Annotated in this window: 18 protein-coding genes; 15 read left to right on the plus strand and 3 right to left on the minus strand. The window is 69.7% G+C overall.

The genetic code is table 11. The features are described 5' to 3' along the window. The first annotated feature begins 58 nt into the window (after positions 1-58). A complete protein-coding gene (locus ABDJ40_RS04465) occupies positions 59-523 on the plus strand; it encodes an alpha/beta fold hydrolase (protein WP_347606568.1) in 465 nt (154 codons plus the stop codon). Between the two features lie 346 nt (positions 524-869). Here ABDJ40_RS04465 and ychF read toward each other — a convergent pair whose 3' ends face one another. Continuing rightward, a complete protein-coding gene (gene ychF, locus ABDJ40_RS04470; RefSeq protein ID WP_347606571.1) occupies positions 870-1964 on the minus strand; it encodes a redox-regulated ATPase YchF in 1095 nt (364 codons plus the stop codon). Positions 1965-2072: 108 nt separating this feature from the next. Here ychF and ABDJ40_RS04475 point away from each other — a divergent pair, with 108 nt between their 5' ends. From ABDJ40_RS04475 to ABDJ40_RS04505, 7 genes are all read left to right on the plus strand, one after another. Beyond that, a complete protein-coding gene (locus ABDJ40_RS04475) occupies positions 2073-3185 on the plus strand; it encodes an FAD-dependent monooxygenase (protein WP_347606574.1) in 1113 nt (370 codons plus the stop codon). 53 nt (positions 3186-3238) lie between these two features. Beyond that, entirely contained in the window at positions 3239-3958 is a 720-nt protein-coding gene (locus ABDJ40_RS04480; RefSeq protein ID WP_347606577.1) for a DsbC family protein, read from the plus strand. A 60-nt stretch (positions 3959-4018) separates the two neighbouring features. Continuing rightward, on the plus strand, positions 4019-4465 hold the full coding sequence (locus ABDJ40_RS04485; protein WP_347606580.1) for a DUF3429 domain-containing protein: 447 nt from the start codon (positions 4019-4021) through the stop codon (positions 4463-4465). A gap of 38 nt (positions 4466-4503) precedes the next feature. After that, positions 4504-6267: a M61 family metallopeptidase gene (locus ABDJ40_RS04490; protein WP_347606583.1), complete on the plus strand. Its 1764-nt coding sequence runs from the start codon at positions 4504-4506 to the stop codon at positions 6265-6267. Positions 6268-6617: 350 nt separating this feature from the next. Then, positions 6618-7388 carry a DUF3108 domain-containing protein gene (locus ABDJ40_RS04495; protein ID WP_347606586.1) on the plus strand — a complete coding sequence of 257 codons (771 nt, stop codon included), beginning with the start codon at positions 6618-6620 and terminating at the stop codon, positions 7386-7388. 52 nt (positions 7389-7440) lie between these two features. Continuing rightward, on the plus strand, positions 7441-8232 hold the full coding sequence (locus tag ABDJ40_RS04500) for an enoyl-CoA hydratase (RefSeq protein WP_347606589.1): 792 nt from the start codon (positions 7441-7443) through the stop codon (positions 8230-8232). 175 nt (positions 8233-8407) lie between these two features. Beyond that, positions 8408-8836, plus strand: coding sequence for a hypothetical protein (locus ABDJ40_RS04505; protein ID WP_347606592.1), 429 nt, complete (start codon positions 8408-8410; stop codon positions 8834-8836). A gap of 52 nt (positions 8837-8888) precedes the next feature. On the opposite strand, the gene ABDJ40_RS04510 is transcribed toward ABDJ40_RS04505, so the two are convergent. Together ABDJ40_RS04510 and lysS are read right to left on the minus strand one after the other, a co-directional pair. Next, positions 8889-10415, minus strand: a complete 1527-nt coding sequence (locus ABDJ40_RS04510; RefSeq protein ID WP_347606595.1) for a PPC domain-containing protein — start codon at positions 10413-10415, stop codon at positions 8889-8891. A 209-nt stretch (positions 10416-10624) separates the two neighbouring features. Continuing rightward, a complete protein-coding gene (gene lysS, locus ABDJ40_RS04515) occupies positions 10625-12148 on the minus strand; it encodes a lysine--tRNA ligase (protein ID WP_347606598.1) in 1524 nt (507 codons plus the stop codon). Between the two features lie 88 nt (positions 12149-12236). On the opposite strand from lysS, the gene ABDJ40_RS04520 reads away from it, so the two are divergent. Genes ABDJ40_RS04520 through ABDJ40_RS04550 form a run of 7 tightly spaced genes read left to right on the plus strand, consistent with a single transcriptional unit; the run spans position 12237 to position 19202 of the window. Then, positions 12237-13307 carry a Gfo/Idh/MocA family protein gene (locus ABDJ40_RS04520; protein WP_269631629.1) on the plus strand — a complete coding sequence of 357 codons (1071 nt, stop codon included), beginning with the start codon at positions 12237-12239 and terminating at the stop codon, positions 13305-13307. Between the two features lie 10 nt (positions 13308-13317). Beyond that, positions 13318-13905, plus strand: coding sequence for an acyltransferase (locus ABDJ40_RS04525; protein WP_347606602.1), 588 nt, complete (start codon positions 13318-13320; stop codon positions 13903-13905). Between the two features lie 17 nt (positions 13906-13922). Further along, on the plus strand, positions 13923-15020 hold the full coding sequence (locus ABDJ40_RS04530; RefSeq protein WP_347607370.1) for a DegT/DnrJ/EryC1/StrS family aminotransferase: 1098 nt from the start codon (positions 13923-13925) through the stop codon (positions 15018-15020). A gap of 9 nt (positions 15021-15029) precedes the next feature. Then, positions 15030-15584 carry an acyltransferase gene (locus ABDJ40_RS04535; protein ID WP_347606605.1) on the plus strand — a complete coding sequence of 185 codons (555 nt, stop codon included), beginning with the start codon at positions 15030-15032 and terminating at the stop codon, positions 15582-15584. After that, complete coding sequence (locus ABDJ40_RS04540) at positions 15581-16816, plus strand: DegT/DnrJ/EryC1/StrS family aminotransferase (RefSeq protein WP_347606608.1); 1236 nt, start codon at positions 15581-15583, stop codon at positions 16814-16816. Before ABDJ40_RS04535 ends, ABDJ40_RS04540 begins: the two co-directional genes overlap by 4 nt. Further along, positions 16813-18114, plus strand: a complete 1302-nt coding sequence (locus ABDJ40_RS04545) for a lipopolysaccharide biosynthesis protein (protein WP_347606611.1) — start codon at positions 16813-16815, stop codon at positions 18112-18114. The genes ABDJ40_RS04540 and ABDJ40_RS04545 overlap by 4 nt, the downstream gene beginning before the upstream one ends. Beyond that, on the plus strand, positions 18111-19202 hold the full coding sequence (locus tag ABDJ40_RS04550; RefSeq protein ID WP_347606614.1) for a glycosyltransferase: 1092 nt from the start codon (positions 18111-18113) through the stop codon (positions 19200-19202). The genes ABDJ40_RS04545 and ABDJ40_RS04550 overlap by 4 nt, the downstream gene beginning before the upstream one ends. Positions 19203-19210 lie beyond the last annotated feature (8 nt).

Consider the following 19210-nt stretch of genomic DNA (forward strand, 5'->3'; position numbering starts at 1 on the left):
GGCGGACCGCAGCAAGCCCCGGCTGCTCTTCCTTCGTGGCGGTCCGGGCAGCCCCTGCATGGGCTTCGCGCAGCAGTTCCAGTCGCCCCCCCCCGAGCCGGTGCTGCACCTGCGCCGGCGCTTCCAGCGCGAGCGCCTCTTCCTGTTGGGGCATTCCTGGGGCGCCGACCTGGGCATCCACGAGGCCTGGCGGCACCCGGAGAACCTGCATGCCTTCGTGGGCACCGGGCAGATGATCGACCTGCTCGAGCAGGAGCGGCAGTCGCACCGCTGGGCCCAGGCCCAGGCACGCGCCCGACACGACGACACCGCCGAGCGTGAGCTCGCCGGCCTTGGCGAGCCGGCCTGTGCCGACATCGTCCGCGGCATGAGCACCAAGTACGGAAAGCTGTGGGCCTACGGCGGCATGATGGAGGGCGAAACCGACCCCGGCCGCTTCGTGCGGGGCATGCTGGGCAGCCCGGACTACTCGCTGCGAGACCTCTGCCACTTCGTGCGCGGCAGCCGCTTCTCCCTGCGGTAGCTGGCGCGCAACGAGGGGGCCGGCTTCTGGGCTCTGCAGGCGCCCGGCCCACAGCCGCGCTTCCAGACGCCCATCTGCTTCATCGCGGGCGAGCAGGCCCGCGTGAGGCTCGCGTGAGGCCCTCCTGGCTGGTGCGGGCCTACGCGCAGTCGCTGGAGGCGCCGGACAAGCAGGTCTTCCTGATTCCCGGGGCGGGCGCATTTTGCGCTCTACACCCATCCCGAGCGCTTCCGCGAGGCCGTGCTGGAGGCGCAGGGGCGCCCGAGGCCGGGCGGCGAGGGCGGCAGAGCCGATGAGCCCATGAAAAAGGGCCCTCGAGAGGGCCCTGTGCTGCTGGATGGCAGGATCAGACGTTGAACAGGAAGTTCAGCACATCCCCATCCTTGACCACATAGTCCTTGCCTTCGGCGCGCATCTTGCCCGCGTCCTTGGCACCGGCCTCACCCTTGAACTGGATGAAGTCTTCAAAGGCGATGGTCTGTGCGCGGATGAAGCCGCGCTCGAAATCGGTGTGGATCACACCGGCGGCCTGCGGGGCGCTGTCGCCCTTGTGGATGGTCCAGGCGCGCACTTCCTTGACGCCGGCGGTGAAGTAGGTCTGCAGGCCCAGCAGGCCGAAGCCGGCGCGGATCAGGCGGTTCAGACCGGGCTCGTCCTGGCCCATCTCGGCCAGGAACATGGCCTTGTCCTCGTCACTCATCTCGGACAGTTCGGCCTCGGTCTTGGCGCAGATGGCCACCACCGGGCCCTTCTGGGCGGCGGCGTATTCCTTCAGGCGGTCGAGGAAGGGGTTGTTCTCGAAGCCGTCCTCGGCCACATTGCCCACGAACATGGCCGGCTTGGCGGTGATCAGGCACAGGGGCTTGAGCACGGCCAGTTCTTCCTTGCTGAAGTCGATGGAGCGCACCGGCTTGCCTTCGTTCAGCGTGGCTTCACACTTCTTCAGCACCTCGACCAGGCGCAGGGCGTCCTTGTCGCCGCCGGCCTTGGCCGCCTTGGTGTAGCGCTGCAGGCTCTTTTCAACGGTGGAGAGGTCGGCCAGGCACAGCTCGGTCTGGATGACCTCGATGTCGGAGATGGGGTCGACCTTGCCGTTCACGTGGATCACGTTCGGGTCTTCGAAGCAGCGCACCACGTTGACGATGGCGTCGGTCTCGCGGATGTGCGAGAGGAACTGGTTGCCCAGGCCTTCACCCTTGGAGGCGCCTGCCACCAGGCCGGCGATGTCCACGAACTCCACGATGGCGGGCACGACGCGCTCGGGCTTCACCACCTCGGCCAGCTGGGCCAGGCGGGGGTCCGGCAGCTCGACCACGCCCACATTGGGCTCGATGGTGCAGAAGGGGTAGTTCTCGGCGGCGATGCCGGCCTTGGTCAGCGCATTGAAAAGGGTGGACTTGCCGACGTTGGGCAGGCCCACGATGCCGCATTTGAGGCTCATGGAAGGCTTTCTGATTGGCGCCAGGGCTGGCGTGGACGCAAAACCCTGATTTTAAGGCGTCTTGTTCGCTCGCCGGCCGGCGCCCGCGGGGCTGCCTACAATCGAGGCATGGATCCCTATGACATCCTCATCCGCGGCAGCGGCATCGTCGGGCGCAGCCTGGCGCTGCAGCTGGGCAGCCAAGGCCTGCGCGTGGCCCTGCTGGGCGAGCGCGAGGCGCCGCAGCGGCAGGGGGAGGATGTCCGGGCCTATGCACTCAATGCCGCCTCGGTGGCCCTGCTGCGCCAGCTCAAGGTCTGGGACGCCCTGCCCGAGGACGCCCGCAGCCCCGTCTACGACATGTGCATCCGCGGCGACGCCCAGGGCGCGCAGCTGGGCTTCTCGGCCTGGCAGCAGGGGGTGTCGGAGCTCGCCTGCATCGTCGACGCCGGTGAGCTGGAGCGCCAGCTGGGCCAGGCCCTGCGCTATGCGCCGCGGGTGGATGTGGTCAGCCAGCCCGTGCCGGCCGCGCTGGAAGCCCTTTGCGAAGGGCGTGAATCCCGCCGCCGTGCCGAGCTGGGTGTGGCGTTCGAGCCGCAAGCCTACGGGCATCGCGCGATTGCCGCCCGCCTGACGAGTGCCCTGCCGCACCAGGGCGTGGCCCACCAGTGGTTCCGCTCGCCCGACGTGCTGGCCCTGCTTCCTTTCGATCGGCCACAACCGGCCTGCTCCTTCGGCCTGGTCTGGTCCCTGCCCGAGGCCCGGGCTCAGGAGCTGCTGGCCCTTGCTGATGACGCATTCGAGGCCGCGCTGACGGAAGCCACCGGCGGTGCTGCCGGCGCGCTGCGCCTGGCTGGCCAGCGCCAGAGCTGGCCCCTGGCGCTGGCCCGGGCCGGGGCGGTGTCCGGGCCGGGCTGGGTCCTGCTGGGCGATGCCGCGCACCTGGTGCATCCCCTGGCCGGGCAGGGCCTGAACCTGGGGCTGGCCGATGTCCTGGCCCTGAGCCAGGTCATCGCTGAAAAGGAAAGCTGGCGCAGCCTCGGGGATGCCCGGCTGCTGCGCCGCTACGAACGTGCCCGGGCCTTGCCGACCCTGGCCATGGGGGAGCTGACCGATGGTCTGCTCAAGCTGTTTGCCAGCGAGGCCGCGCCCCTGCGTCGGCTGCGCAACGAAGGCCTGCAATGGCTGGACCGGGCGGCGCCGCTGAAGCGCTGGCTCACCGCCCGAGCCTTGGGGCAATGAACACAAGCGGGCCCCCGGGGGTACCGATCCACAAGAGGAAGATGATGCACGCGATGAACTTTGCACGCCTGGCCGCCGCCGGCCTTCTGGCCCTGGCCGCGACGAATGGCTGGGCCAACGAGACGGTGATCAAGAAGGCCCTGGCCGAGCGCCTGCCCGGCTTCAAGGTGGACGAGGTGCGGCCCACGCCCATGCCCGGCATCTGGGAGGTGCGCACCGGCTCCGAGCTGCGCTACACCGATGCCGCCGGTAACTACCTCATCGAGGGCGAGTTGCTGGACCTGCGCGCCAAGAAGAACCTCACCGAGGAACGCGTGGCCAAGCTGACGGCCGTCGACTTCGCCAACCTGCCGCTGAAAGATGCCGTGATCTGGAAGACCGGCACCGGCAAACGCAAGATCGCAGTCTTCGCCGATCCCAACTGCGGCTACTGCAAGCGCTTCGAGCGCGCCCTGCAGGAGCTCAAGGACGTCACGGTCTACACCTTCGTCATCCCCATCCTCGGACCGGATTCCGCGGACAAGACCCGCGCCATTGTCTGCGCCAAGGACCAGACCACGGCCTGGCGCTCGTGGATGCTGGACGGCACGGCGCCGACCCGGCCGGAAGGCAAGTGCGATGATTCCGCCATCGAGCGCAACCTGGCCTTCAGTCGCCGCCACCACATCAACAGCACGCCCGCCATCCTGTTCGAGGACGGCTCCCGCGTGCCGGGCGCAATGAGCGCCGAGCAGGTCGAGCGCAGGCTGCAGGCCCTCGCTGGCAAGTCCTGACCCCCGGGGGCCGAGCGGCCCCTGATCCCCCAATCCAGTCCACCTCATCTCCACGCCGCCATGTCTGAACCGGCCCTGCGTCCGCTGCCCCTGAACCCCATCGCCGTGCGCCTGGGCCACCTGAGCCTCCTGCCCTTTGTGCTGGGGGTGTTGCTGGCGTGGCTGGTGAGGGCTGATGTGCACGCCTATGTGGTGGACGGCCTGTCCAAGTACGCGGCGCTGATCGTCGCGATGCTGGGCGGCATCCACTGGGGACTGGGCATGCGCCAGACCGTGCCGTCGCCGGCCCCCTTCATCTGGGGCACGGTGGCCGTGACGGGCGCCTGGGTGGGTGCCATCATGCAGGCCTATGCCGGGCTGGTCGTGCTGGGCGTGATGCTGATTGCCTGCTATGTCTGGGACCGCCGTCACTATCCTGGGCTCGGCGCCGGGGCCTGGCTGACCCTGCGCTTCCGGCTCAGCGCCGTCGCCGCCCTGTGCTGCTTCCTGGGTGCCGCGGCCACCTGAGCCCGCCTCCTTGTGACTGCCACCGACGCTCGCCCACGATGATCCACTACCGCATCTCGACCGCAGCGCTCCATGCCCATCTCTTCGACATCCAGCTGACGGTACCGGCGCCGGGTGCGAGCCAGCGCTTCTCGCTGCCGGTGTGGATCCCGGGCAGCTACATGGTGCGCGAGTTTTCCCGCCACCTGGGACCGATCACGGCACGCCAGGGTCGCCGGGAGCTGCCTGTGCGCCAGCTCAGCAAGAACGAATGGCAGGTGGACGGCCTGGGCAAGGGCCCGCTGGTGCTGAGCTACCAGGCCTACGCCTTCGACACCTCGGTGCGCTGTGCCTACCTCGACGCCCAGCGAGGCTTCTTCAACGCGGGCAGCCTGTGCCTGCAGGTGGAGGGCGCGCAGGACCAGACGCAGCAGATCCAGCTGGCGGACCTGCCCCGCGGCTGGCAGGTCGCCACGGCCATGCCGGCGGCCGGCGGAGCCCGCGCGCGACATCTCTACCAGGCCGCCGACTACGACGAGCTGCTGGACCACCCCTTCGAGCTGGGCACCTTCTGGCGTGGCGAGTTCCAGGCCCGGGGCGTGCCCCATGAGTTCGTGGTGGCGGGCGCCCTGCCCATCTTCGACGGCGAGCGTCTGCTTCGCGATGCCCAGCGCATCTGCGAGGCCCAGATCGACTTCTGGCATGCGCAGGGCCGCAAGCGCGAGGCTCCTCCCTTCGGGCGTTATGTCTTCCTGCTCAATGCCACGGAAGACGGCTACGGCGGCCTCGAGCACCGCGCCAGCACGGCCCTGATCGCCACCCGCCGCGACCTGCCCCGCCTGGGCCAGGCCGAGACCAGCGACGGCTATGTGCGCCTGCTCGGGCTGATCAGCCACGAGTATTTCCACACCTGGAACGTCAAGCGCCTGCGCCCGCGCGACTTCGCGCAGTTCCATTACGGGCAGGAGAACTACACCGAGCTGCTGTGGTTCTTCGAGGGCTTCACGTCCTACTATGACGACCTCTTTCTGGTGCGCGCCGGCCTCATCGAGGAGGCCCGCTATCTCAAGCTGCTGACGGGCAATGTCAACACCGTGCTGTCCGGGCCGGGCCGCCTGCGCCAGTCCGTCGCTCAGAGCAGTTTTGAGGCCTGGACCAAGTACTACCGCCAGGACGAGAACAGCCCCAACAGCATCGTCAGCTACTACGTGAAGGGCTCCCTGCTGGCCCTGTGCCTGGACCTCAGCCTGCGTGCGGGCGGGGCCAAGGGTGCCAGCCTGGACGCGCTGATGCGCAAGCTCTGGCGCGAGACGCCGGAACGCCTGCTCAGCGAGGCGCAGGTGCTGGCGGCCGTCGAGTCCCTGGGCTCGGCCGAGCTGGCTGGCCATCTGCGGGACTGGATCCATGGCTGCGAGGACCTGCCTCTGGCGCCGCTGCTGGAGAAGTTCGGCGTGCAGTGGTCCGCCGACAAGCTGGGCCTGGCGCAGCGCCTGGGCCTGCGCGTGGGCGAGACCCAGGGCGTGCTCAGCGTCAGGCAGGTGTTCAGCGGCGGTGCGGCCGAGGCCGCGGGTCTGCAGGCGGGGGATGAGCTCATCGCCTGCAATGGCTGGCGCCTGCGCAAGCTGGACGACGCCCTGCTGAGCCTCGATCCCAAGGCGCCGCAGCGGCTGGAGTTCTGGGTGGGCCGTGAGCAGCGCGTGCTGGCCCTGCCACTGCGCCTGCCCCTGGATCGCCCGGCAGGCGCCCCGGTGCTGCTGAGCCTGACGGACAAGGCCCCGGCCCGGCTGCAGAGCCTGCGTCGGGCATGGCTGCAGGGCGGCTGACACGCCGCACGCTCGGGGGCGGGGCCCTGCTGGCCCTGGCCGTGCTGTGCCTGCATGGCTGGGTGCTCGATCAGCTCGCTGACGAGGTGGCAGGGTGGCGTGAGCTGGCGCCCATGCCGCCGCGCCTCACCGCGGCTTTTGTTCGCACGCTCACGCCCAGCGCTCCTCCTGCGGCGAGGCCGGGCGAGCCCCGGCCGGCGCAGCCGTCTGCCGGCAAGGGGGCCGCGCCTGCGGCCGCAGCACCGGCCTCGGCGGCGTCATCGGCATCGCCCGTAGCACCCGACCCGGCGGCTTCAGCGCCCGAGGCGCCGCCGGCAGAGCCGTCCCGGACTGCAGAGGCAGAGGCGGCCGTGCCCGCCAGCCCGGCCGAGGCCGCCAGCGCCGTGGTGGGCGTGGTCGGCGTGGCGTCGGCAGCAGCGGCGGCCAGTGCCCCGGCCGACTTCCAGCCGGGCCCCGAATGGCCCGCCTCGACCCGGCTGGACTACAAGCTGCGTGGCAACTACCGGGGCGCGGTGACCGGCCGGGCGCGCGTGGAGTGGCTGCGCGAAGGCCGGCGCTACCAGGTGCATCTGGAGGTGGCGGTGGGGCCAGGTTTTGCCCCCCTGATCGCCCGCACCATGAGCAGCGAGGGCGTGCTGTCCCCCCAGGGCATCCAGCCCGAACGCTTCGATGAGGACACCCGCATCCTGCTGGCCGCACGGCGCCGCCTGACGCTGCAGTTCCTGGACCGCGAGCTCGTCTTCCCCAACGGCCGCCGTGAGTGGGCTCCCCCTGGCGTGCAGGACGCCGCCAGCCAGTTCGTGCAGCTGACCTGGCTTTTCCTGACCGGCCGCGAGACGCCCCGGCCTGGCCATGAGATCCGCCTGCCCCTGGCCCTGCCGCGCAAGCTCTATGCCTGGCGCTATGTGGTCGAGGGGGAGGAGCAATTGGACACCCCCATGGGCCCACTGGCGGCCTGGCACCTGCGCCCGCTGGCCGAGAACACCGGCAGCGACCTGCGCGCCGAGGTCTGGCTCGCGCCTTCGCTTCAATACCTGCCGGTGCGGCTGATGATTCGCCAGGACGAGCAGACCTGGATCGACCTGATGCTGCAGTCGGCCCCGCTGCAGGCCGCGCCCTGAAGACCCGGCACCGGCGCCCCGTATAGTTGCGCAAATTCCAAGGAGTTACACCATGAGCCAGTACGAATGCATCCTGACCGAGGTGCGCGGCGACGGTCCCCGCAAGACCGGCCTGATCACCCTGAACCGCCCCAAGCAGCTCAACGCCCTGAACGACCAGCTGATGGACGAGCTGGGCCAGGCGCTGCTGGCCTTCGACGCCGATGACGGCATCGGCTGCATCGTGCTGACCGGCTCCGAGCGCGCCTTCGCGGCGGGCGCCGACATCCCCACCATGGCCCCGCACAACTTCATGAGCGCCTTCAAGAGCGGCCTGATCTCCAAGAACTGGGAGACCATCCTGCAGGTCCGCAAGCCCGTGATCGGTGCCGTCGCCGGCTTCGCCCTGGGAGGCGGCTGCGAGCTGGCCATGATGTGCGACTTCATCATCGCCGCGGACACCGCCAAGTTCGGCCAGCCCGAGATCAAGCTGGGCATCATCCCCGGCGCCGGCGGCACGCAGCGCCTGCCCCGCGCCGTGGGCAAGAGCAAGGCCATGGACCTGCTGCTCACCGCCCGCATGATGGACGCGGCCGAAGCCGAGCGCGGCGGTCTGGTGTCCCGTGTGGTGCCGGCCGACAAGCTGCTGGAAGAGGCCCTGGCCGCTGCCCAGACCATCAACGGCTTCAGCGCACCTTCGACGATGCTGATCAAGGAACTGGTCAACCGCAGTTTCGAGGGCCCGCTGCTGGACGGCGTGGCCGTGGAGCGCCGCTATTTCCACGCCCTGTTCGGCACCGACGACCAGCGCGAGGGCATGGATGCCTTCCTGAACAAGCGTGCCCCGGACTTCAAGCATCGCTGATGCATCGCAAACAATCCGCCGTGCGAATGATGGATTGTTTGTGAATTAGCAATAGATTCTTGCCGCGGCCCTGGTGTTTCTACTAGGTCTCGATCCCTACAGTCACGGTCATGGACAGACGCCTTGCGGTCGCAAGGCGCCTCAAGCCCCGAACCTCACTGCAAAGGATCGCCTCATGAACACCCTGTCTCGCACCGTCGCCCTGGCTTTCGTCGCTGCCCTGGGCCTGCCCGCCCTGGCCCAGACGGGCGCTTCGCCCACCCGCGAAGCAGTCATCGCCGAACTGCAGCGTGCCCGCGCCAGCGGCGAGCTGGCCCGCATGAACAGCGAGGACACCGCGCTCTTCGGCCAGCCCCTGGCACCGGCGGCCACCGCCATGGCAAAGAAGGACGCCACCAAGCCGGCGGCCAAGCCCGAGCAGGCGCAGCCCGCTGCCCCGGCGGCTTCCCGCGAAGCCGTGAAGGCCGAGCTGCAGCGCGCCCGTCAGGCGGGTGAGATGGACTACGCCCAGGCCGAGCTGGGCCCGCGCCTGAATGAAGGTGCCGGCAGCAAGCTACCGGCCGACCGGGTGCTGGCCGGCCAGCCGGTGCAGGCTGCGCGCTGACAGGTTGCAGCCCTGGCGGCCGCGTGCCGCCAGGTCGGGTCGGGGTCGCGGCTCAGTAGGTGGCGCTGAAGCTCACGCCCGAAAAGGTGCTGACGCCGTAGAGACCGAAGTACCAAGTGCCGGCCGGCACATTGTTGATGACGATCTGCTCTGCGTTGCCCGGTGCGCGAGACACCACCGTGTATGTGGCCGCGCTGGGCAGGCCGCCCAGGCGACCGTAGATGTCGGCGTTGCCCGTGCCAGGCCCGGACAGCGTCACGGTGAGGCTGGTGTGACCTGTTGGCACCGTGACCTTGAAGTACCGCCATTCGCCTGCATTGGCCGACAGGTTGACCGCGGGGCCGTTGCTGCTCAGCGTGGTGACGGCCGGCTGGTTGTCCAGCACATAGCGCCGCGCGTAGACATCGACATCGCTGCCGTTGTAGACGCGCCAGGCCAGCATGGCCTCGCCGGCAGGGCTCACGCCAAGGGAGGTGAGGTCCGGCACCATCGTGCTGGTGCCGGTGTAGGCAACCTGCTCTCCACCCAGCGCCGTGCCATTGGGACCGTACATCCGCAGCATGACCTTCGCCGCGGCAGTGGGGTCGTCCGTGCGATTGCTGCTGATCCAGCTGACGACGAAGGACCCGTCCTCGGCCATGCCCACCCGGGATCCGGCCTGGTCACCCAGGGTGGTTTCATTGACGCGGAACTCCGCACCCTGCTTGATGCCATAGCGGTCAAGGCGCTGGCCATAGACCCCGCGGTAGCTGCCATCCTGCCCCGTGCTCTCCCAGGTCACGATGGCCTCGCCCCCAGGCGTCATGCCCAGGCGGCAATTTCCCTGGCTGTCCGGGGTGTAGCTGTTCACCTTCAGGGCGGGGCTCTGGCTGCTGCCCGCGGCCCCAAAGCGTCGATAGAAGACGTCGTAGTCGTGGGCCGCACCGGTGTTCGACCGGCCCGTCCAGACAATGCCCACGCCGCCCGTCTCATCGATGGCCAGACCCTGCACGTACTGCCCGGTCGATGCGGGGGCGACCTGCATTACAGGGCTGGTGGGCTGGCCCGCGGACGAAAACGTGCGAACAAAGGGCGTGAGCGTCCCGCTTGACTGCACGACAGTCCAGCTGATGGCCATGTGGCCACTCGCGGTGCTGGCCACCAGGGCCATCATGGCGTTCTCTCCGCTGACCTGGTTGACCTTGAACCTGGGGACCTTTACCGCGCCATTGCGCTGATAGACGGTGAGGTAGACCGCATTGCCATTGCCGTCCTTCTCATAGCTTGTCACGGCGTAGTTGCCGAAGGCATCCAGAGCGGTCGTATCACCTTGGGGCGTCACGAACCACTCGTCGGACTGGATGGCGGCGCCGGTCCCGTCATAGCGCTGCATGAAGAAGGCGTTGCTGCGGGCGGCATCCATCCAGAGCACCAGCTGATCGCCATTGGCGCCGACGGCGACGTTGGCCAGGTACTGCGATCCCAGCCGGTAGTTGTTGACGATGAATGCGGGCCCCAGGTCAGCCGCGCTTGCAGCGACGGGTGCCAGGCTCGCCAGGGTGGCGGCCAGCAGGCCGCACAGCTTCTTTGAAATTTTCATGGACTCCCTCGATTGGTTCCTGCGCTCAAGTGGCAGGCCGGCATAGTAGCCGACAATAACCAACGAAATGAACGTCCATTTTGGGTAAGCGCGAACCTGGCGGCAGTGGGCCGCGGCGGGCCTGGCTTCAAGAAAAAGGCGACCCGAAGGTCGCCTTGCAAGGGAGGCCGGCCGATGCCGGTCTATCCGGAATGGACTGTGCCCGTGTCTCAGCCCTCGCGGCGCAGCGCCGGGAACAGGATCACGTCGCGGATGCTGGGCGAGTCGGTGATCAGCATCATCAGGCGGTCGATGCCGATGCCGCAGCCGCCGGTCGGGGGCATGCCGTATTCCAGGGCGCGGATGAAGTCGGCGTCATAGAACATGGCCTCGTCGTCACCGGCTTCCTTGTTGGCGACCTGCGCGTGGAAGCGCGCGGCCTGATCTTCCGCATCATTCAGCTCGGAGAAGCCGTTGGCGTACTCGCGGCCGGTGATGAAGAGCTCGAAGCGCTCGGTGATCTTGGGGTTGGTGTCCGAGGCGCGGGCCAGGGGCGAGACCTCGACGGGGTAGTCGATGATGAAGGTCGGCTGCCACAGCTTCTCTTCGACCACGGCCTCGAACATGCCGAACTGCAGCTCAGGCAGGGTCCAGTGCTTGGGGGCTTCCTCGCCCAGGTCCTTGAGCTTGGCGCGCAGGACGTCGGCGTTGTCGGCCTCGCTCTCGCTGAGGCCGGCGTGGGCCACCAGGGAGTCGCGCACCGAGAGGCGTGCGAAGGGCTGGTCCAGGTGCACTTCCTTGCCGGCGTAGGTGACGCGGGCGTTGCCGGTGGCGGCGCGCGCGGCGTGGCGCAGCACTTCCTCGGTGAAGTCCATCAGATCATGGTGCGTCCAGTAGGCCGCATAGAACTCCATCATCGTGAACTCGGGGTTGTGCCGGACCGAGATGCCTTCGTTGCGGAAATTGCGGTTGATCTCGAACACGCGCTCGAAGCCGCCCACGATCAGGCGCTTGAGGTAGAGCTCCGGGGCGATGCGCAGGAACATCTCCTGGTCCAGCGCGTTGTGGTGGGTCACGAAAGGCTTGGCATTGGCACCGCCGGGGATGGGGTGCAGCATGGGCGTCTCGACCTCCAGGAAGCCGTGCTCGACCATGTAGCCGCGGATGGAGGACACGGCCTTGGAGCGGGCCACGAAACGGGCGCGGGCGTGCTCGTCGGTGATGAGATCGACGTAGCGCTGGCGGTACTTCTGCTCCTGGTCACTCATGCCATGGAACTTGTCCGGCAGCGGGCGCAGGCTCTTGGTCAGCAGGCGCAGCACGCTGACGCGCACCGACAGCTCGCCGGTCTTGGTGCGGAACAACGTGCCCTCGGCGCCGACGATGTCGCCCAGGTCCATGTGCTTGAAGCTCTCGTAGACCTCCTCGCCCACGCCATCCTTGGTGATGAAGAGCTGGATGCGCCCGGTGGCGTCCTGCAGCGTGCCGAAGGAAGCCTTGCCCATGATGCGCTTGAGCATCAGGCGGCCCGCCACGCTGACCTGCACGGCCTGCGGCTCGAGCTCTTCATTGGCGATGTCGCCATAGCGCTGGGCCAGGGGCAGGGCGCGGTGCTGGGGCTTGAAATCGTTGGGGAAGGGGACGCTGGTCTTGGCGCGCAGGGCGGCCAGCTTCTCGCGGCGCTCGGTGATGAGCTGGTTCTCGTCCTGGGCGGGCGCGGCGTGGTGCGGCTGGGCGGGGGTGTGCTGGGTCATGCTCAACTCGTTGAATTTGCTGCGATTTTAGGCGCTTTCGGGGAGGGCGCCCTCGTAGAATCGGACCCTTCGCCCTTGACGGTCGTCCATGAATCCCCAAAACCGCTCCCCTCTGCCTTCGCCAGATCGCAAGATCCGGTTCGCCCTGGTCGGCTGCGGCCGCATCTCGAAGAACCATTTCGAGGCCCTGGCACGGCATGCGGACCGGGCCGAGGTCGTGGCCGTCTGCGACACCCGGCCCGAGGCGCTGCAGGCCGCCGTCGAGCTGACTGGCGCACCGGGCTTCGCCTCGCTGGAGGCCCTGCTGGCGGGCTCGGACGCCGATGTGGTCGTGCTGGCCACGCCCTCGGGCCTGCATCCGCAGCAGGCCATCCAGGTCGCACGCGCCGGGCGGCACGTGCTGTCCGAGAAGCCCATGGCGACCAAGTTCGAGGAAGGCATGGCTATGGTGCGCGCCTGTCGCGATGCCGGCGTGAAGCTCTTCGTCGTCAAGCAGAACCGGCTCAACGCCACGGTGCAGCTCGTCAAGCGTGCCATCGAGCAGGGCCGCTTCGGCCGCATCTACCTGAGCACGGTCAATGTGTTCTGGACCCGCCCGCAGAGCTACTACGACGCCGCCAAGTGGCGCGGCCGCTGGGACCTCGACGGCGGTGCCTTCATGAACCAGGCCAGCCATTACGTGGACCTGCTGGACTGGCTGGTGGGCCCGGTGGACAACGTCCATGCCTACACCGCCACCCTGGCTCGAGACATCGAGGCCGAGGACACCGGCGTGATGAGCCTGCGCCTGCGCCACGGCGGTCTCGCCAGCATCAATGTCACCATGCTGACCTGGCCTCAGAACCTCGAGGGCTCGATCACCATCCTGGGCGAGAAGGGTACCGTGCGCATCGGCGGCACGGCCGTCAACAAGATCGAGCACTGGCAGTTCGCTGAAGCCCACGAGGATGACGCGCAGGTCGCCGCCAGCTCCTACGAGACCGGCAGCGTCTACGGCTTCGGCCACCCGCTGTACTACGACAACGTCATCCGCACCCTGCGCGGCGAGGCCCATGCAGAGGTCGATGGCTACGAGGGCCTGCGCTCGCTGGAGATCCTCATCGCCGCGTATCGCTCGGCCCGCGACGGGCAGCGCGTCGGCCTTCCCCTGGTCTTCTGATCCCGCCGCCATGAGCTACTGGAAACACGACAGCGCCATCGTCGACGAAGGCGCGCAACTGGGCGAGGGCACGCGGGTCTGGCACTTCGCACACGTGAGCCCGGGCGCCCGCATCGGCGCGCGCTGCGCGCTGGGGCAGGGCGTCTACGTGGGCAACGACGTGCTGATCGGCGACGGGGTCCGCATCCAGAACAACGTCTCGGTCTATGACGCGGTGACGCTGGAGGACGAGGTCTTCTGCGGCCCCAGCATGGTCTTCACCAACGTCTACAACCCGCGCGCCGCGGTGGCGCGCAAGAACGAGTACCGCCGTACCCTCGTGCGACGCGGGGCCACGCTGGGCGCCAACTGCACCATCGTCTGCGGCGTCACCATCGGCGCCCATGCCTTTGTCGGCGCCGGTGCCGTGGTGCAGAAGGACGTGCCCGACTTCGCCCTCGTGGTGGGCGTGCCCGCCCGCCGCATCGGCTGGATGAGCCGCTTCGGCGAGCGCCTGGCCTTCGGCGCCGACGGCCGCGCCACCTGCCCGCAGACGGGTGATGTGTATGAACTGCAGGACCAGCGCTGCGTGCTGGTCCAGGAAGGAAGACTCCCGTGACTACTGCCGGCAACGCGCTGCCCTTCATCGACCTCAAGGCCCAGTACGCCGCCCTGAAGGACCGCATCGCCCAGCGCATGCAGGCCGTGCTGGACCACGGCCAGTACATCATGGGCCCGGAGGTCAAGGAGCTGGAGACGAAGCTCGCGACCTACGCGGGCGTGAAGCACTGCATCACGGTCGCCAGCGGCACCGAGGCGCTGCTCATCGCGCTGATGGCCTTGGACCTGCAGCCGGGGGACGAGGTCATCACCACGCCCTTCACCTTCGCGGCGACGGCCGAGGTCATCGTGCTGCTGGGCGGCGTGCCGGTGTTCGTGGACATCGAACCCGACAGCTGCAACCTGGACGCCCGCCTGATCGAGGCCGCCATCACGCCGCGCGCCCGCGCCATCATGCCGGTGAGCCTGTACGGGCAGGTGGCGGACATGGCGGAGATCAACGCTATCGCCGCGAAGCATGGCGGCATCGCGGTTATCGAGGATGCCGCCCAGAGCTTTGGCGCCAGCTACCAGGGTCGCAAGTCCTGCGGCCTCTCCACCTGGGGCGCCACCAGCTTCTTCCCCAGCAAGCCCCTGGGCTGCTATGGCGACGGCGGCGCGCTGTTCACCGACGACGACACCCTGGCGCAGGCGGCCCGCGAGATCCGCGTTCATGGCCAGAGCCAGCGCTACACGCATACCCGCCTGGGCGTGGGCGGCCGCATGGACACGCTGCAGTGCGCCATCGTGCTGGCCAAGCTGGAACGCTTCGACTGGGAGATCGCGCAGCGCCTGGCCATCGGCGAGCGCTACCAGCAGGCGCTGGCCGGGCTGCCCGTGCAGCGTCTGGCCGTGCGTGAGGATCGCGACTGCGTCTGGGCCCAGTTCACGCTGCAGGTGGCCGATCGCGAGGGCGTGACCGCGCGCCTCAATGCCGCGGGCGTGCCCACGGCCATCCACTACCCCAAGCCTCTGCACCTGCAGCCGGCCTATGCCCAGCGCTGCCGGGTGCCCGCGCCGCTGCCGCATGCCGAGGCTGCGGCGGCCCGCGTGCTGAGCCTGCCCATGAGCGCGGACCTGCAGCCCTCGCAGCAGGACCTGGTGATCGCCGCCCTGCGCGCGGCCCTGCCCTGATCGCCGGCCATGCTGCTGGGCTACCGCCTCGATGCCCTGCGTGCCCGCGTGCGCGCCCGCTGGCTGGGCCTGCTGGGCCTGGCTGTGGGTGCCGGCGCGCAGGTGCACCCGGGCGTCCGCCTGCGCCATGGCGAGGGCTGCGCGATCGGCGAGCGCAGCATCCTGTACCGCGGCGTGCAGATCCTGGCCACGGCGGGCGGGCGCTTCCGCATCGGTCGTGACAGCCATCTGGCGCCGGGCGGCTATCTGCTCGTGGGCGCGCAGCAACTGCTGATCGGCGACGACGTCGCCATCGGCCCCGGTCTGATGCTGTTCTGCGAATCCAATGACGTGCAGGGCGCAGGCCTGTTCCGCCAGCAGTACCGCCGGGCGGAGGTGCGCATTGGCAGCAATGTCTTCATCGGAGCCCGCGTGACGGTCCTGCCGGGCTCGGTGATCGAGGACCGCGTCGCCGTGGCCGCTCATGCCGTGGTCAGCGGGCGCCTGGCCTCGGGCTGGCTCTACGGCGGCGCACCAGCGCGCGCGCTGCGTCGCCTGGGCGGCGCAGAAGGGCTGTCCGCATGAAGGGCCATGTCACCGGCGCGCTGCGCTGGTGGGACTTCCTCACGGCGACGCTGCAGGCCCTGCTCGACAGCGAGGCCTCGCTGCTGAAGTTCCGCACCGCCTTCGCCGCCAGCCTGGGGCTGGACGCCGCCCGAGTGAGCCTGTTCGGCAGCGGTCGCAGCGCCCTGCATGCCCTGGTGGCGGGCCTTGCGCTGCCTCCGGATGCGGAGGTGCTGCTGCCGGGTTACACCTGCGTCGTCGTGCCCAACGTCTTCCTGCACCTGGGCCTGCCGGTCCGCTACGTGGACATCGCCCCGGGCAGCTGGAACCCCGCCGCCGAGGCCATCGCCCAGGCCATCACGCCGCGCACGGCCCTGGTGGTGCTGCCTCACAACTTCGGCCTGTGCATGGACGGCATCGAGACGCTGCGCGAGCGCTTTCCCTCGGTGGTCTTCGTGGAGGATGCGGCCCATGCCTGGGGCAGCCGCGACGCCGAAGGCCGCATGGCCGGCACCCGCGCGCAGGCGGCCTTCTTCAGCTTCGAGTACTCCAAGCCCCTCACCACGGGCATCGGCGGTGCGCTCGTGCTGAACGACGTGTCACTGCGCGCGCGCCTGGCCCGGCGCCTGCCGGCGTTGCGCGTGCCGAAGCGGGGTCAGGTCTTGCGGCAAGTCCTGACCCTGGTCTGGCACCGGCTCGGGCAGTCCCTGCCGGGGGGCCTGATGCGGGGCCTGAGCGCCGTGCTGCGCCTGCCGGCCCGCGCGGCCGGCGTGGTGGCCCGCACGCCCGACAGCGAGCTCAGCGGCGCCTCTGCGCCTGACTATGCCTTGGGCCTGCACCCCTGGTCCGCCGCCCTGGGTCTGCAGCAGGCACGGCGTGCCGAGGCCCTGTGGGCCACGCGCCGCCGCCAGGCCCGGACCTACGACGCCCTGCTGGCCGGCGCCCCGGGCTGGACGCTGCCCCTGCATCGCGAGGGCGAGGTGCTGCTGCGCTATCCCGTGCGCATCGACGATGCGGCGCAGCGTGCCGCCGTGATGCGCGGCCTCGTGGCCCTGGACATCGTGCCCGGCGTCTGGTTCGACGACGTGGTGCACCCGGCGGGCAGCCTGCGCTACGGCTACGAGGCCGGCGCCTGCCCGCAGGGCGAGGCGGCGGCCCGCGCGGTGCTGAACCTGCCGCTGGGCCTGCATGCCGATCTTTCGCCGCGCCAGCAGCAGGGCCTGCGCGCCCTGGCCCGGGGGGCGGCCGCATGAGCCTGCGTCAACGCTTCGCGCAGCTGGCCTCTGCCGCGGCCCTCAGTCAGGCCATCCCCCTGCTGATGGCACCCCTGCTGACGCGCCAGTTCGGTCCCGAAGCCCTGGGGCACTGGGCCCTCTTCGCGGCGCTGGCGGCCAATCTGGCGACGGTGGCCAATCTGCGCTATGAGTACGCCGTGCTGCTGCCGCGCCGGATGGGCGAGGCCGCCCTGCTGCTGGAGCTGGCCCTGTGGATCGCTGGCCTGACGGGCCTGCTCTCGATGGCGCTCAGCCTGGGCCTGATCATGGGCGCCCCCGCGCTGGACGGGCGCTGGGCCGGGCTGTCCGCGCTGAACCCGGCCCTGCTGGCCCTGGGCCCCGTGGTGGCGCTGGCCGGCCTTCAGCAGGCGATGACGCTGTGGGCCAATCGCCAGGGGCGCTTCGGTCTGATCGGGCAGTCGCGCGTCCTGCAGCAGGGCGGCCTGGCCGTCGCGCAGGGGCTGGCCATGCTGGCGGGCTGGACCACCGCCTCAGCCCTGGTCGTGGCGCAGCTGCTGAGCAGCATGCTGGCGCCGCTGTGGCTGCAGGCCGGAGGGCTTCGCCTGCGCTGGCGGCGTTCTCGCACGCTTGTCGCCGGTCAGCGCCATGTGCGGCACCTGCGCCGCGTGGCCGAGCGGCAGCGCCAGTTCCCCTTGATCAACAGCCCGCATGCCTTCGTCAATGCACTGCAGGAGACCGTCGTGCTGGCCTTCATCACCGCCTGGGCGGGTGCCGCGGCGGCAGGCTACTACGCGGTGATGGTGCGCCTGGTGAAGGCGCCCGCCAGCCTGATCGGCGGGGCGCTTTCCGAGGTCCTGCTGTCCACGCTGGCGGCGGACTGGCGCAGTGGGCAGAGCCTGCGTCCGCGCCTGCGCCGCAGCCTCTGGGCCCTGGCCGGGCTGGCTCTGCCGGGCATGGTGCTGCTGATGATCACGGGCCCCGCGCTCTTCGCCTGGCTGCTGGGCGATCAGTGGCGGGTGTCCGGCGAGCTGGCCCGCTGGTTCGCGCCCTACGTGGCCGCGCATTTCATCGCGGCGCCGCTGACGGTGGCCCCCATGGTGACGGGCCGCCAGGCCGGTGCCCTGGTCTTCAGCCTGGCCGGCAATGCCCTGTACATCGCGGCCCTGGGCCTGGTGCTGGGGCAGGGCGGTGCCTTGCGCGAGGCGCTGGGTGCGGTTTCGCTGCTGCTGCCCTTCTATTTCGTGGCGCTGCTGGCCTGGATCTGGCGTGGCGGCGTGCCTTCCCCGACTTCCCTGCAGCAAGGAGCCCGCGCGTGAAGCTGGTCCTGATCGGTGATGGCGAAAGCCCGCACCTGCTCAAGTGGGCGCGTGCCCTGTCCGCGGTGCCGGGCCTGCATCTGCATGCGGCCTCCTCGCGCGGTTTCACGCCGGCCTTCGAGGCCCTCGTGCCGGCCGAGTGCCGCCTGGTGCTGGGCACCGATCCGCGCCATGCCGGCGGCAATGTGGCCGTGCTCAAGACGTTGCCGCGGCTGGGCCACTGGCTGGCACAGGTCGATGCCGACTGGCTGCTCCCGCACTACCTCACCTCGCACGGCACCCTGGCCTGGGCCGCGAAGACGGGCTGGCGGCTGCGCGCGAAGATCGCCGGATCGGCCTGGGGCAGCGACATCCTGGTGACGCCGCAGCAGGGCTGGGCCTACCGTTGGCTGACGTCGCGCGTGCTGCGGGCCTGCACGCTGTGCACCTCGGACTCGCAGCACATGAGCGCCCGCATGCACGAGCTGGGCGCGGGCGAGGTCATGACCTTCCCTTTCGGGCTGGAGGCCCTGCCCAAGCAGAACGTGCGCAAGCAGCCCTGGCTGTTCTTCAGCAATCGTGGCCTGGAGCCCCTCTACCGCCCCGATCGCGTGCTGGCCACCTTCGCCGCCATCGCCCGGCTCAAGCCAGAGGCTCGACTCGTGATGGCCAATGACGGCAGCCTTCGCGGCGCGCTGGAGGCCCAGGCGAAGACCCTGGGCCTGGACGACCGCGTGGAGTTCGTCGGCCGGCTCGACCCCAAGGCGCAAGGCGTGCACTACGCCCGCGCCCGCTGGTTCCTGAGCCTGCCGGCGAGCGACTCGGTCTCGGTCTCGGTCCTGGAGGCCCTGGCCCACGAGTGCCTGCCCCTGCTGTCCGAGCTGCCGGCCAACCGCGAGCTGCTGGCGGATGGCCAGCGTGGCCTGCTGCTGGCCAAGGGCGCCGAAGCCGAGGGTCAGGTCTTGCTGGACCGCCTGGAGACGCTGCTCGTGGAGGGGGAGTCCGTCGGGGCCGTCAACCGCGAGTGGGTGGCCCGCCATGCCCTGTTCCCGCCGGCCGTGCGCCGTTTCGTCGACCGTCTGAAGGCGCTGGACGCGCCGGCACGCTGATCTCCTTC

This window comes from Roseateles flavus, assembly GCF_039872765.1.
In the GTDB taxonomy this organism is placed as follows: Bacteria; Pseudomonadota; Gammaproteobacteria; order Burkholderiales; family Burkholderiaceae_C; genus Roseateles_B; species Roseateles_B flavus.